Origin of the sequence: Acidipropionibacterium jensenii DSM 20535 (assembly GCF_000425285.1) — a bacterium.
GTDB classification, from domain to species: domain Bacteria; phylum Actinomycetota; class Actinomycetes; order Propionibacteriales; family Propionibacteriaceae; genus Acidipropionibacterium; species Acidipropionibacterium jensenii.
Map to the genome: position 1 here is coordinate 213,714 of NZ_AUDD01000001.1, position 13,184 is coordinate 226,897.

Annotated in this window: 12 protein-coding genes and 1 tRNA gene; 3 read left to right on the plus strand and 10 right to left on the minus strand. The window is 68.0% G+C overall.

Annotated elements, in window-relative coordinates:
• Nucleotides 1-19: 19 nt before the first annotated feature.
• The 8 genes from H590_RS0100960 to H590_RS0100995 form a co-directional block, all read right to left on the minus strand.
• On the minus strand, nt 20-859 hold the full coding sequence (locus H590_RS0100960; protein ID WP_028702076.1) for a carbohydrate ABC transporter permease: 840 nt from the start codon (nt 857-859) through the stop codon (nt 20-22).
• Entirely contained in the window at nt 852-1,808 is a 957-nt protein-coding gene (locus H590_RS0100965; protein ID WP_028702077.1) for a carbohydrate ABC transporter permease, read from the minus strand. Before H590_RS0100965 ends, H590_RS0100960 begins: the two co-directional genes overlap by 8 nt.
• Nucleotides 1,809-1,878: 70 nt before the next feature.
• Entirely contained in the window at nt 1,879-3,192 is a 1,314-nt protein-coding gene (locus H590_RS0100970; RefSeq protein ID WP_028702078.1) for an ABC transporter substrate-binding protein, read from the minus strand.
• A 119-nt stretch (nt 3,193-3,311) separates the two neighbouring features.
• Nucleotides 3,312-4,343 carry a LacI family DNA-binding transcriptional regulator gene (locus tag H590_RS0100975; protein WP_028702079.1) on the minus strand — a complete coding sequence of 344 codons (1,032 nt, stop codon included), beginning with the start codon at nt 4,341-4,343 and terminating at the stop codon, nt 3,312-3,314.
• Nucleotides 4,340-5,134, minus strand: coding sequence for an HAD family hydrolase (locus tag H590_RS0100980; RefSeq protein WP_028702080.1), 795 nt, complete (start codon nt 5,132-5,134; stop codon nt 4,340-4,342). Before H590_RS0100980 ends, H590_RS0100975 begins: the two co-directional genes overlap by 4 nt.
• A 56-nt stretch (nt 5,135-5,190) precedes the next feature.
• On the minus strand, nt 5,191-5,757 hold the full coding sequence (locus tag H590_RS14155) for a WhiB family transcriptional regulator (protein WP_051238025.1): 567 nt from the start codon (nt 5,755-5,757) through the stop codon (nt 5,191-5,193).
• 300 nt (nt 5,758-6,057) lie between these two features.
• The gene (gene argG, locus H590_RS0100990; protein WP_028702081.1) at nt 6,058-7,476 is read right to left on the minus strand and encodes an argininosuccinate synthase; all 1,419 of its coding nucleotides are present in this window, start codon (nt 7,474-7,476) and stop codon (nt 6,058-6,060) included.
• A gap of 166 nt (nt 7,477-7,642) precedes the next feature.
• Entirely contained in the window at nt 7,643-8,644 is a 1,002-nt protein-coding gene (locus H590_RS0100995) for an NAD(P)H-quinone oxidoreductase (protein WP_028702082.1), read from the minus strand.
• A 194-nt stretch (nt 8,645-8,838) separates the two neighbouring features.
• On the opposite strand from H590_RS0100995, the gene H590_RS0101000 reads away from it, so the two are divergent.
• A tRNA-Ser gene (locus H590_RS0101000) sits at nt 8,839-8,921 on the plus strand.
• A 57-nt stretch (nt 8,922-8,978) separates the two neighbouring features.
• Nucleotides 8,979-9,494 carry a hypothetical protein gene (locus H590_RS0101005; protein WP_028702083.1) on the plus strand — a complete coding sequence of 172 codons (516 nt, stop codon included), beginning with the start codon at nt 8,979-8,981 and terminating at the stop codon, nt 9,492-9,494.
• Nucleotides 9,495-9,623: 129 nt separating this feature from the next.
• Here H590_RS0101005 and H590_RS0101010 read toward each other — a convergent pair whose 3' ends face one another.
• Together H590_RS0101010 and H590_RS0101015 are read right to left on the minus strand one after the other, a co-directional pair.
• Entirely contained in the window at nt 9,624-9,887 is a 264-nt protein-coding gene (locus H590_RS0101010; RefSeq protein WP_028702084.1) for a hypothetical protein, read from the minus strand.
• Nucleotides 9,888-9,903: 16 nt separating this feature from the next.
• Complete coding sequence (locus tag H590_RS0101015) at nt 9,904-11,610, minus strand: sodium:solute symporter family protein (RefSeq protein ID WP_028702085.1); 1,707 nt, start codon at nt 11,608-11,610, stop codon at nt 9,904-9,906.
• 343 nt (nt 11,611-11,953) lie between these two features.
• On the opposite strand from H590_RS0101015, the gene galK reads away from it, so the two are divergent.
• On the plus strand, nt 11,954-13,183 hold the full coding sequence (galK, locus tag H590_RS0101020) for a galactokinase (RefSeq protein ID WP_051238041.1): 1,230 nt from the start codon (nt 11,954-11,956) through the stop codon (nt 13,181-13,183).
• The last annotated feature ends 1 nt before the right edge of the window (nt 13,184 follow it).

The following is a 13,184-nucleotide window of genomic DNA, read 5'->3' on the forward strand; positions in this document are numbered from 1 at the left end:
GGGAGTCCTCTCGGGATGGCTACTTGACGGCTCCGGCCGTCAGGCCGGCGACGAAGCTGCGTTGCAGAAGGAGGAAGGCGATCACGATCGGGGCGCTGACCACCAGGGAGGCCGCCATGATCTCGTTCCAGTAGACGTTGGTCTGGGTGGAGTACAGCCTCAGCCCCACGGCCAGGGTCCGGTTGGCGTCGGTGGTCATCACCGAGGCGAAGAGGACCTCTCCCCAGGCGGTCATGAAGGAGTAGATGGTCACCGCGATGACTCCGGGCCGGGCCGCCGGCAGCACCACCCGCCACAGCGCTCCCCACGGGTTGCAGCCGTCCACCATCGCGGCCTCGTCGAGATCGCGGGGGATCCCGTCGAGGTAGCCGGCCAGCATCCAGATCGAGAAGGGCAGGGAGAAGGTGAGGTAGGTGATGATGAGGCCGAGCCGGGTGCCGACCAGGGTGATCCCGGTCGAGGTGTCGATGTTGACGAAGATGATGTACAGCGGCAGCAGGAAGAGCACCCCCGGGAACATCTGGGTGGACAGCACGGTGGTGGTGAAGATCGTCCTGCCCCGGAACCGCCACCGGGAGACGGCGAAGGCCGCGAAGATGGCGATGACGACGCTGAACACGGTGGCCACCGAGCACACGATGAGGCTGTTGATGAAGTAGTGCCCCAGTGGGACGGTCTGCCACATCGTCCGGAAGGCGGAGAAGGTGATGTGGCTGGGCCACCAGGTGAAGGGTCCCTGGACGTCTCCCAGCGGCTTGATCGCCGAGGTGACCATCACGTAGAGGGGGACCACGATGAAGGTGGTGAGCAGGGTGATGACCACCCAGCGGAAGATCTGCTCGCCCCGGGTGTCACGCATCATTCCTCCTCGAACGGTTGAGGGCGGCCAGGTAGATCAGCGAGACGATGAGCAGGAAGATCAGGAGCATGACGCTCATCGCGGCCCCGGTGCCGAAGTCCCAGGACAGGAAGGAGGAGTTGTAGATGTGGAAGGACAGCAGGTCCCCGGGCGGCGGTTGGGAGTTGCCGAACAGCACGAAGGGGGTGTTGAAGTCGTTGAACACCCACAGGAAGAGGACCAGGACGAGGACCACGTTGACCGATCGGAGCATCGGCAGGGTGACCGAGCGCCACTGTCGCCAGGGGGAGGCGCCGTCGATCGCCGAGGCCTCGTAGACGTCGGTCGGGATCGACTGGAGACCGGCCATCAGCATCAGGAAGGCGAAGGGCCACATCCGCCAGATCGAGACGATGACCAGGGAGCTGAAGGCATTGCTGCCGATCAGCAGGAAGGGCCGCGAACTCATCAGGTGGAGCTGGTCGACCAGCAGATGGTTGATCATGCCGGTGTCGCGCTGGAACATGAAGTTCCAGGTGATGATCCCGGCGTACATCGGCAGGGCGTAGGGCACCAGGAAGATGGTCCGCCAGATCCCGCGGCCGCGGAAGGCCTTCTGGAGGGCCACTGCGGCGGCCATTCCCAGGCCCCAGGAGACGGCCACCACGATCACCGTGTAGGCGCAGGTGATGAGGAATGAGTGGACCAGGGCGGTGCCGACCGAGGTGTTGAGGTCCAGCGCGTAGCGGTAGTTCCCCAGCCCGATCCAGGGGGCCTCGGTCCAGTTCCGGATGAAGAACTTCGTGAGTTTGACGAAGCTCATCCAGATTCCGGTGAGCATCGGGATGACGTGGATGGCGATCTCGAAGATCACGGCGGGGGCGACGATGAGGTAGGGGAACCAGCGGTAGGGCTGGTGGTGGCCGCCACTGCGGGCCCGGGTGCGCGTCGTTGCGGGGGTGGTGGACATGGTGCGACCTCGTGCTGGGGGGCTGGGTTCCGCAGGGTCCGCCCGGATCGGGGCGGACCCTGCGGGGGAGTCAGCGGATCGACTCCTGGGCGGTCTTGAGCACCGCCGAGACGTCGGTGGCCGCCACCTTGGTGCCGGTGGCCGCCTTCGCGAAGAGGTTGTTCATGGCCTTGCCCACACTGGACTCGAACTGGTCCTCATTGGCGACCAGCGGGAGTGGCTTGGAGCGGGTGTTGTAGATCTCGGTGAAGGTCTTCAGCTCATCGGGATTGGTGGTGAAAGTGGCCTTGCCGCCCTTGAGCACCGGCAGCGAGGAGAAGGGCTTGCCCAGGGTCTCCTGGACGCTCTCGCTGGTCATGTGGTTGACGAACTTGAGCGCCTGCTCCTTGTGCTTGGTGCTCTTCATGATCGCGATGTTGATGCCGGCGACGTGGCTGGCGACATTGCTCTTGGCGTCCTTGGGGGCGGGGAAGGGGACCACCCCGAACTCGTCGGCCTTCATCCCGGAGGCGATGATCGTGGCGTCGGCATTGTTCTGGTTGATGATCATCGCGGCCTTCTTCTTGGCGAAGGAGGTCACCGACAGGGTCCCGTTGTCGAACTGGGAGTCGGAGGTGTTGACGATCTTGTCGGTCTGCATGAGGTCGATGTAGCGCAGCACCCCGTCGACGACGCCGGTCTCGGTGAAGGTCGGCTTGCCGGCGGAGTCGAACAGCTCGGCACCGTTCTGGGCCGCGTTGATGAAGGCGAAGTGGGAGTTCTCGGTGTAGGAGGCGGCCGCCAGGCTCATCCCGTAGACCCCCTTGGCGGGATCGGTGAGCTTCTTGCCGGCGGCGACCATCTCCTCCCAGGTGGTCGGCGGATTGAGGCCGGCGGCCTTGAACATCGCCTTGTTGTAGTACAACCCGTAGGCCAGGCCGTAGAGGGGGATCGAGGCCGGCTTGGTGCCGGGGGCTCCGCCGGTCTCCAGGGCGGCCTGGACGAACCGGTCGGCCCCGCCGATCGCCTTCATCTCGGCGTCGCCGAAGGTGAGCAGTCCGCCGGTGGCCTGCAGGGAGACTCCCCAGGTGTTGCCGATGTTGAGCACGTCGGGGCCCTGGCCCGAGGTGATCGCGGTCTGGATCCGGGTCTGCAGGTCGTTCCAGCCGATCACCTCCAGGTTGACCTTGATGCCGGTCTTCTTGGTGAAGTCGGCCAGCACCGGGGTGAGCACCTCCTTGTCGTTGGCCAGGCTGGTGCCCTGGTTCGAGGCCCAGTAGGTGAGGGTGGTGTCCTTGTCGCCGGTGCTCGATGAGCCGTTGTCGGCCTTCTTCCCACATGCGGTGGCCGCCATGGCCACTGCCGCCAGGGAGGAGAAGGCGAGGAACTCGCGTCGTGTTGGCATGGTGTGCTCCTCGGTGAGATATGCCGCGACCTGAATCGATTAAGAACTCGCCACACTGCGGGCTCCCAGGTCTTCGTCGATCGTTTCCCCTCCGGGCGACGATGTCAAGGGTCTGGGGCTCAGGAGTTGAGAAGAACCCGGTTCCGGTCGGAGCTGTCGCGGACCACCAGCCGGGAGGGAGGCATCCGGACGCTGTGCCGGGTCGTCCCGGCCAGCCGGGCGAGCAGCAGCTCGGCCGCGGTGGCTCCCATCGCGAGCGGGTTGCGGTTCAGACAGCTGAGGGCGGGGGCGGCCAGCTGGCAGGGCAGGGAGTCGTCCCAGCTCACCAGCCCGACCTCCTGGGGCACCGCCATGGACTCCTCGCGGGCCGCTGTCAGGGCGCCGGCGGCGAGCAGATCGCTGGAGCCGATGACCCCCACCGGAAACCGTGTCGACCTCTCGATGGCGTCCCGGAAGCCGCGGGCGCCGTCGGCCAGGGTGTACTCGCAGGAGTGCTGGGCCGCCGGCAGCCCGAACTCCTGGCAGGCCCGGGCGACGGCCGTCCGGCGCAGGGTCTCGTGGACCAGATGGGTGGGGCCGGACAGGTGGACGATGCTGCGGTACCCCTGGTCGGCCAGGTGGTGGACCAGGATCCGGGCGTCCCCGGAGTCATCGACGACGACCCTGGGCAGGGGGCCGACGGTGGCATCGCTGGTCACCTCCACCGCGGGCAGGTTCAGCTCGGCGAGCAGCTCCACCCGGGGGTCGTCGACCACCATGTCGAAGAGGATGACGCCGTCCACCCGTTGCTGGAGTGCCCAGCGGCGGTAGACCTCCAGGTCGTCCCCGGGGGCTCCGCCGGGTCTGCTCATGGTGAGGCTGTAGTCGTGGGCGGCCAGGTGCCTCTCGACGCCGGCCTGGACGTAGGAGTAGAAGGGCTCGTTCGCGACCTCCTCGGCGTCGCGGGCCAGCACCATCCCGACCGACATCGCCCGGTTGCTGCGCAGCGACCGGGCGATCGAGTGCGGTTGCCAGCCCATCTCGTCGGCGAGGTCGAGAACCCGCTGGCGGGTCGCGCCCGAGACGCCGGGACGATCATTGAGGGCGTAGGACACCGCGGCCGTCGAGATTCCCAGCTTCTCGGCGATGTCGGAGATGGTGACGCGGCTCATCGCGGGCCCGCGAACCAGCGGTCCAGCTCGGCGGAGGTACCACCCTCGTCGAAGGTGCCGGTCACCGCGTTTGCCACCTGCTGGACGGACTCGGGGGCGTCTCCCATGGCCACTCCGCGGCCGGCCCAGGCGAGCATCTCCATGTCGTTGTGGCCGTCCCCGATGGCCAGCACCTGCCGGGGGTCGATGTCGCGCCTGTCGCACAGCGCCTGGAGGGCGGAGGCCTTCGACACCCCGCGGGGGGTGATGTCGAGCCAGGCCGACCAGCCGATCACGTAGGAGACGCCGTGCAGGCCGAGATGTCGGGCCAGCTCGACGAAGTCGGCGGGCGGGGCGTCGGGATCGCGGATGATGACCCGGGCCGCCGGTCTGGAGGCCAGCTCCTCGGTGGACTCGATGGTGAACTCGCCCTGCAGCTCGCCGGCCGGGAAGAGCCGGTTGAGCCGGTAGCCGACGCCGACATCCTCGACGGCGATGATGGCCGAGGGATGAAGGTCGAGGACCTGGCGGATCACCGGGCCCGGATCGAAGCGCACCTCGTCGAGGACGGTGAGCGGGGAGGTGCTCACGGTGACCGCGCCGTTGGAGACGACCAGGTCGCCGGCCGGCAGTCGGAGGATGTCGTGGACCGGCAGGGCGCCGAAGAGCCCGCGACCGGTGGCCAGGACCACCGGGACGCCGGCGCCGGTGATCCTCTCGACGGAGTGCTCGATCGAGGTGGGCAGCAGTCCTTGACGGTCGACCAGAGTGCCGTCGATGTCCAGGGCCACGAGGTGCGGGGTGAAGCTCATGCCCTCCACCCTGCCATCGCGGCGTGAACCGCGGATGACAGGGCTGGTGGGGGCGGTCAGGCGGCGCGGGCCGCCGGCGCCGCGCGACGCATCCTGGTCACCGACTCGAAGGCGGTGATGAGCTGGCCGCGGCTGGGGCCGCGGGGGATCAACGGGGTGGGTTCGCAGGCCTGGGCGCGGGCCCTGCGGAGATGGCGCTTGACCGTGGAGAGGGAGCATCCCAGGCTCTGGGCGATGAAGTCCAGGGGCTCATCGGGATGGGCGCGACGAAGTCTCACGACGTCGTGGGTGGCGATCTGGCGTCCCGAGGAGAGGATGCCGACCAGGGCGTCCATGTCGTCGGGCTTCACCTCGACGTGGAGCAGGTTGCGGATCCGGGTGCGCTGGCGGCTCGTGGTGCCGGCGACGAATCCGGCGATGTCGTGGCCGCTGATCGCGGTCTCGAGGCAGTCGTCGAAGTGGGGGCAGCTCATGCAGACCTCGGTGGCCCGGGTGGTGAGCGTGTGGTGGAGCCGGCGCTGCTCCGCATTGGCCGGGCTGGCGTCCTCCTCCAGGAAGGGGTGGTGGAACACCTCGGTGAGGAGTGAGCATGGGGGGACGCGGTTGGCAGTCGTGCTGGTCACTGGAGATCCCTTCTCCGGGGTGCTCGATGTCTGGTGATCGCGGGTCCTGCTCTGGGCGCCGCGGTCACGGCGATGGGACGACGTGGGCGCATCGATGGTTCCTTCAGGTGCTGGATCTCAGCCTGCCACGGATCTGGGGCCCGGCTGTGACTCCCCTGTAGGCGCCGCTACCCGAATTACCTGAGTAGACGACGGAACGCCACTGAGTACAGGTACTCAGTGGCGTTTCGGGGATCCGGTTCCGGGCTCTCCGAACCGGTGTCGGTCGGGAGTCAATCTACCGGCGGGAGGGGCGCGCGATCAGTCGACCCCGAACTCCATGGCGGCTCGGTCCAGGGACTTCTGGGCCTTGTCCTCCTCCTCGGCGTGGTTCTTCGAGATGGCCTTGGCGCCACCGGTCTCCAGCTGGCCGACCAGATCGGCGTGGTTGGAGAGCTGGCCCTGCTTGGAGTACTGCTCGAGCTTCTCGCGGGTGTCGGCGATGTCCAGGTTGCGCATGGTGAGCTGGCCGATCCGGTCGACCGGGCCGAAGGCCGCCCCCTCGACCTTCTCCATGGACAGTTTCTCGGCGTGGTAGGAGAAGTTCGGGCCGGTGGTGTCCATGATCGAGTAGTCCCAGCCGCGGCGCAGCTTGAGGACGACGGTGCCGGTGACGGCCGAGGCCACCCAGTGCTGCAGTGATTCGCGGATCATCAGCGACTGCGGGTCGAGCCAGCGGCCCTCGTAGAGCAGCCGGCCCAGCCGGCGTCCCTCATTGTGGTAGGTCGCGATGGTGTCCTCGTTGTGAATCGCGTTGACCAGCCGCTCGTAGGCGATGTAGAGCAGCGCCATGCCGGGGGCCTCGTAGATCCCGCGGGACTTGGCCTCGATGATGCGGTTCTCGATCTGGTCGCTCATGCCCAGGCCGTGGCGTCCGCCGATGGCATTGGCCTCCAGCACCAGGGCGAGCTTGTCGTCGTACTCCTTGCCGTTGATGGCCACCGGGAGGCCCTGCTCGAAGCTGACAGAGACCTCCTCGGTCTCGATCGCGACGTCGGGATCCCAGAACTTGACGCCCATGATGGGCTCGACGCTCTCCATCGAGACGTTGAGGCTCTCCAGCGTCTTGGCCTCGTGGGTGGCGCCCCAGATATTGGCGTCGGTGGAGTAGGCCTTCTCCTTGGAGTCGCGGTAGGGCAGGTCGTGGGAGGTGAGCCAGGCGCTCATCTCGTCGCGCCCGCCCAGCTCTGAGACGAAGTCCTCGTCGAGCCAGGGCTTGTAGATCCGCAGCTGGGGGTTGGCGAGCAGTCCGTAGCGGTAGAACCGCTCGATGTCGTTGCCCTTGTAGGTGGAGCCGTCACCCCAGATGGAGACGGCGTCGTCTGCCATCGCGCGCACCAGCAGCGTGCCGGTCACGGCGCGGCCGATCGGGGTGGTGTTGAAGTAGGGGCGTCCGGCCGAGCGCACGTTGAAGGCACCGCAGGCGATCGCCGAGAGACCCTCGTCGACCAGCGAGGCGCGGCAGTCGACGAGCCGGGAGATCTCGGCGCCGTACTGGTGGGCCCGGCCCGGCACCGAGGCGATGTCGGGCTCGTCGTACTGGCCGATGTCGGCGGTGTAGGTGCAGGGCACTGAGCCCTTGGATCGCATCCAGGCGACCGCCACGGAGGTGTCGAGACCTCCTGAGAATGCGATGCCGATACGTTCGCCGACGGGAAGATGCGTGATGACCTTGGACACGACGACGAGTCTAGAGCATAGATATGCAGTGGATCAAATTAATATGCGTGCTGGCACGGGTGGTCGGCGGAACGGGGAGACGAGGGTGCCCATTTCGCTCGCTGGAGGCCCTGAATCGACAGGAATGTCCCGGATCGGGTCCTCCAGCGAGTGAAATCTCCGCCCATCAGATCGTGAGCGCGATCTTTCCCAGGACCTCGCCGGATCCCAGACGGGAGTGCGCCGCTCCGGCCTCGGAGATCGGGAAGACCTCGACCGGTGCGGGGTTGATGCGCCCGTCGGCGTACATCGGCCAGACGACCTCCTCGACCCGCCGGCAGATCTCGGCCTTCTCCTCCACCGGACGGCCACGCAGGCTGGTGGCGGTGACAGTGCCGCGCTTGTTGAGCAGTGCGCCGATATTGAGCTCGCCCTTGGCGCCGCCCTGCATCCCGATGATCACCAGGCGCCCGTTGGGGGCCAGGGCATCGACGTTGAGCCCGAGGTACTTGGCGCCCATCACGTCGAGGATGACGTCGGCCCCCCGGCCGTCGGTGGCTCCCTTGACCCCGTTCACCCAGTCGCCGTGGTAGTCGAGGGCGATGTCGGCGCCCAGTTCGGTGCAGAACCGGCGCTTCTCCTCGGTGCCGCAGGTGGTGATGACCCGGCATCCCAGGGCCTTGGCGTACTGGATGGCGAACTGCCCGATACCGCCGGCCCCGCCGTGCACCAGCAGCGTCTCCCCGGCCTCCAGACCGACGTGGTCCATATTGGAGACGACGGTGGCGGCCACCTCGATCAGGGTCGAGGCGACGACGTCGTCGACTCCGTGGGGCATGGGCAGCAGCTGCCCTGCCGGGACGACGGCGTACTCGGCGTACCCGCCGCCGGCGAGCAGGCCGACCACCTGGTCGCCCTCGTGCCGGCCGGTGACACCGGGTCCCAGGTCGGCGACGGTGCCGCTGACCTCCAGGCCCATCACATCGGTGATTCTGGGTGGCGGCGGGTAGAGGCCCTGTCGCTGGAGCAGGTCTCCCCGGTTGACCCCGGCGGCGTGCACCTTGACCAGCACCTCGCCGTCGCCGGGCGTCGGCGTCTCCACCTGGGACCACTCCATGTTCTCCGGGCCGGGGCGGTGGCGCCCCTTCGCGTCTGTGGCGTCCGTGGGAAGGACAGTGATCGCATGCATGTCCCCCAGCCTGCCATGCCGGCTCCTCCCGATGGTCGTCCCGGGGCAGGAACGGTGCCGGGATGGCCCTGGGGCAGTCCCGGGCCGCCGCCGTGGCGCGGCGCCTGCGCCCCGGGCCCGGCCGGTCCGGGACCGACCGATGGGCGGGAACCCGGCGAGATGGTTAGGATTGGGCGTGCCCGGGCGACCGGGATGGCGAGATCGCATAGTGGACGAGTGCAGCCGCCTTGAAAGCGGCCGAGGGAAACCTCCGTGGGTTCGAATCCCACTCTCGCCGCGGGGACCGTCGTGGCCCTGTGGGTCAGTGGAGCCTGCGTGGATCAGGGAGGTCGGCATGCCAGACTCGGAGGACGTCGCTGAGGAGCCCGGGGCAGAGCTGCCCGAGGGCTCGACCCGGCATGTGCTGAGTCCCCGGCCGCCGTTCCGCGGCTATGTCATCTCCGGTCTGCTGTCCCTGGCCGGCGCGGTACTCATCGTGGTGGCCTCGTCGCAGGGTTGGGCGAATGCCTGGATCGCGTTGTTCGCGGTGGTCCTGGCCCTGGGCATCGCGCTGGCGCTCACTGCCACCTGGTCGATGCTGCGGATGCGGCTCTACGTCGATCTGGATGCGAAGGGCTATCACATTCACGGTGCCGGGCAGAACCGCTCGGGCACCTGGGACAAGGTCACCCGGGCTGCGCTCACCGAGACCCGTTCCCGGCTGACTCTGTATCACGGCCAGGTGGGGCGCACCCATATCGTGCGCCCCGGTGCCGGGGATCCCGCCGAGATGGACGAGCTCGCAGCTGACGTCGCCAAGTGTCTTGACGCCGACCGCGGCTATTCCCAGACGGCCGATCCGAAGGACTGACGAGGGTCCGTCCCCGCAGGCGTATCGGCCGGACACAGGCCCATCGCGGCCCCGGCATCACGAGGATGCCGGGGCCGGAGCATAGGAGGGAAACCTTTCCGCAGCGCTATGCGCGCCTGAGGGGTGCGGTCACCTGCTGTTGTCGGCGGCGGGTCCACCGGTGATGGACTCGCCCTCGTCGACGACCGTGGGGTTGAGCGCGTTCCACAGCAGGAGCGCACCGCACACGGCCAGCAGGACGATGCCCGACCAGAGATTGGCCCCGGCATTGGTCATCGCGATCCCCATGATGGTGAGGATGACGCCGTAGATCCCCATCAGGCTACCGATGATGACGCGGATGTCACCGAGTCCGGCGGTGTGCCGGCTCTTCGTCGTTGTGTTCTTCGCCATGTTGTGCGCCTCGCTGTCAGAAGAGGAAGTTGAGGATGATGACCAGGACCAGGGAGACTCCGGCCAGCGGGACGGTCCGCTTGTACCAGGGCTGGTTCTTCTCCTCGGGATCCGTCAAGGACTCCTTGGGAGTCTCCGAGTAGACCAGGCCGACCAGCTCGGAGGCAGGCTTCGGCGTAGTGAACAAGGACACCACGATGCTGACCACGATATCCACCACGAATCCCGCGGCGGCGGCCACGAAGGAGATGCCCTGGCCACTCAGTGAGTACACGCCCAGAGCGCTCGGCAGCCAGACGGCGACGGCGGCCAGGGTGCCCGATGCCAGGCCGGACCAGCCGGCGGCCGGGGTGGAGCGCTTCCAGAACATGCCGAGGATGAAGGTCGCGAAGAGCGGCGCGTTGAAGAACCCGAACAGGGTCTGGAGGTAGTCCATGATGTTCGAGTAGTTCGAGGCGATGGCCGCGGTGCCGATGGCGATGATCGACGCCGCCACGGTGGCGAGGCGTCCGACCTTCACGTAGTAACCGTCGGGCTTGTCCTTCTTGACGTAGTGCTGCCAGATGTCCACGCTGAACACGGTGTTGAAGGCCGAGATGTTGGCGGCCATGCCTGCCATGAAGGCGGCCAGCAGGCCGGTGATCGCCAGGCCCACCAGGCCGTTGGGCAGCAGGTCCTGGATCAGGTACAGCACGGAGTCGTTGTAGGTGACGGTGCCTGAGGCGCCGCCGGCCACCGTCTGGCCGGCCTTGGTGGCGGCGATCTCGGGGACGAGCACGGCGGCCAGGACGCCGGGGAGAACCGTGACGAAGGGCACCAGCATCTTGGGGAAGGTGCCGATGATCGGGGTGCGGCGGGCGTCCGAGAGGGACTTGGAGGCCATCGCGCGCTGGACCTCGACGAAGTTCGTGGTCCAGTAGCCGAAGCCGAGCACGAAGCCCAGCCCGAAGACGATGCCGATGACCGACAGGACCGGGTTGTCGAAGCCCGACAGGGACTGGCCGGGCCAGGAGTTGAGCTGTTCGCCGGCGGGGACGATGGCGCCGGGGTGGGCAGCGGCGGCCTCGGTGATCCTGGCCTTGAGGCCGTTCCAGCCGCCGACTCGGTGCAGGCCGATGAGAACCATCGGGAGCAGGCCGGCGATGATCACGAAGAACTGCAGCACCTCGTTGTAGATAGCCGCGGACAGGCCGCCGAAGGTGATGTAGGCCAGCACGATGATGGCCGCGACGATGAGGGCCACCCACAGCGGCCAGCCCAGCAGAGCATGGACGATGCTGCCGAGCAGGTACAGGTTGACGCCGGCGACGAGGAGCTGGGCGACGGCGAAGGACAGCGAGTTCACCAGGTGGGCGGCGGGCCCGAACCGCTTCAGCATGAACTCGGGCACCGAGCGGACGCCGGAGCCGTAGTAGAAGGGCATCATGACGACGCCCAGGAAGAGCATCGCGGGAACCGCGCCGACCCAGAAGTAGTGCAGGGTGGGTAGTCCGAGTTCGGCCCCGTTGGCCGACATGCCCATGATCTCGACAGCGCCGAGGTTGGCCGAGACGAAGGCCAGGCCGGTCACCCAGGCCGGCAGCCGGCGTCCCGACAGGAAGAAGTCGAGGGAGTCCGAGATCTGGTGCCGGGCCATGTACCCGATGCCCAGAACGAACGCGAAGTAGACGATCAGGATCACGTAGTCGATCGGACTGGCGTGGATCAGTGTCTGCAGTGCCACCATCGTGAATATCCTCCCCGGGTGGCGACGTCGGTTGGCGGCCGGTCGTCGGTCGCTGCGAGGATCGTTCCCCACAGGTCGTCATCCCGAATGTTTGCGTTACCGCAGCAGGGTGCGGATCCGGTCGTGGAAGCGTGCCTGTGGATATCTATGTTTCGTCAAGATTCGGCGCGTGTCAAGGCCGCATGTCATACTTGTACTTGTGGTGGCGTAAACATTCACGGCCGCCGATCAGGCTCGGTTCCACCGCACCGTGGCGGGGTCGGGCGGGTGCCGTGCGATGTTCGTCACCTCACCTATCAACGGGGCCGGCGCAGGCCCCGTCCGCAGGATCGGAGTCATCGTGGACACGCAGCAGGACCTGCAGGAGCAGGACCCCCAGGAGATTGTTCCCGCCTGGACCGCCCAGGAAGGCGCCGAGGGCGCCGTCGCACTGTTCGAGGACACCTTCGGCCAGAAGGCCGACGGGGTGTGGGCGTCCCCCGGGCGGGTCAACATCATCGGGGAGCACACCGACTACAACGGCGGCCTGTGCCTGCCGATCGCCCTGCCGCACCGCACCTATGTGGCACTGCGGCGCCGTGATGACGCCGAGGTGCGCCTCGTCTCGTCCTTCGACGGCGAGGTGCTGCGCTGGGACGGCGCCCTGCCGGACGTCCATCCCGGCGGTGTGAGGGGCTGGGTCGGCTACACCGCCGGTATCGCCTGGGCCCTGGCCGGGGCAGGGCACCAGATCTCCGGATTCGACGCCGCCCTGGTCAGCTGCGTGCCCACGGCGGCCGGGCTGTCCTCCTCGGCCGCCGTGGAGTGCGCCGTCGGGCTGGCCCTCGACGACGTCAACGGCCTCGGGCTGGGAGCCACCGACGCGGGCCGCGCCGCACTCGTCGATCTGGCCGTGCACACCGAGAACGACCTGGTCGGCGCGCCCACCGGCGGCCTGGACCAGGCCGCGTCGCTGCGCACCGCCGAGGGCAGGGCCCTGCTGCTGGACTGCCAGGACGGCTCGGTCCGCCAGGTCCCCTTCGACCTGGCCGCCGAGGATCTCGAACTCCTGGTGATCGACACCCGCGCCAAGCACAGCCACGCCACCGGAGGCTACGGGCAGCGACGGGCCACCTGCGAGGCCGCCGCGAAGACCCTCGGCGTCGGCACGCTGCGAGAGATCACCGATCTCGACGGCGCCCTGGCACGCCTGGCCGATGACGAGCCGGTCCGCCGGGTGCGCCACGTCGTCACCGAGATCCAGCGGGTCCGCGACTTCGTCGCACTGGTGGAGGCCGGCCGGCTGCTCGACGTCGGACCGCTGATGAACGCCTCCCACGACTCGCTGCGCGACGACTACGAGGTGACCTGCCCCGAGCTGGACGTCGCGGTGGACGCCGCCCGATCGGCCGGGGCCATCGGCGCCCGGATGACCGGCGGAGGGTTCGGCGGCTGCGCGATCGCCCTGGTGGACGCCGAGAAGCGCGACGACGTGGCCGCGGCCGCCGTGGCCGCCTTCGCCGAACACGGTTTCGCGGCACCGAGGCTCTACGCGGCGATCCCGTCCGCGGCGGGCAGCCGGGTCAACTGAG

Excerpts from the sequence above, each read along its gene's own strand:
- H590_RS0100960 (WP_028702076.1), bottom strand. The coding sequence starts at position 859 with ATGCGTGACACCCGGGGCGAGCAGATCTTCCGCTGGGTGGTCATCACC.
- H590_RS0100965 (WP_028702077.1), bottom strand. The coding sequence starts at position 1,808 with ATGTCCACCACCCCCGCAACGACGCGCACCCGGGCCCGCAGTGGCGGC.
- H590_RS0100970 (WP_028702078.1), bottom strand. The coding sequence starts at position 3,192 with ATGCCAACACGACGCGAGTTCCTCGCCTTCTCCTCCCTGGCGGCAGTG.
- H590_RS0100975 (WP_028702079.1), bottom strand. The coding sequence starts at position 4,343 with ATGAGCCGCGTCACCATCTCCGACATCGCCGAGAAGCTGGGAATCTCG.
- H590_RS0100980 (WP_028702080.1), bottom strand. The coding sequence starts at position 5,134 with ATGAGCTTCACCCCGCACCTCGTGGCCCTGGACATCGACGGCACTCTG.
- H590_RS0100995 (WP_028702082.1), bottom strand. The coding sequence starts at position 8,644 with ATGCATGCGATCACTGTCCTTCCCACGGACGCCACAGACGCGAAGGGG.
- H590_RS0101005 (WP_028702083.1), top strand. The coding sequence starts at position 8,979 with ATGCCAGACTCGGAGGACGTCGCTGAGGAGCCCGGGGCAGAGCTGCCC.
- H590_RS0101010 (WP_028702084.1), bottom strand. The coding sequence starts at position 9,887 with ATGGCGAAGAACACAACGACGAAGAGCCGGCACACCGCCGGACTCGGT.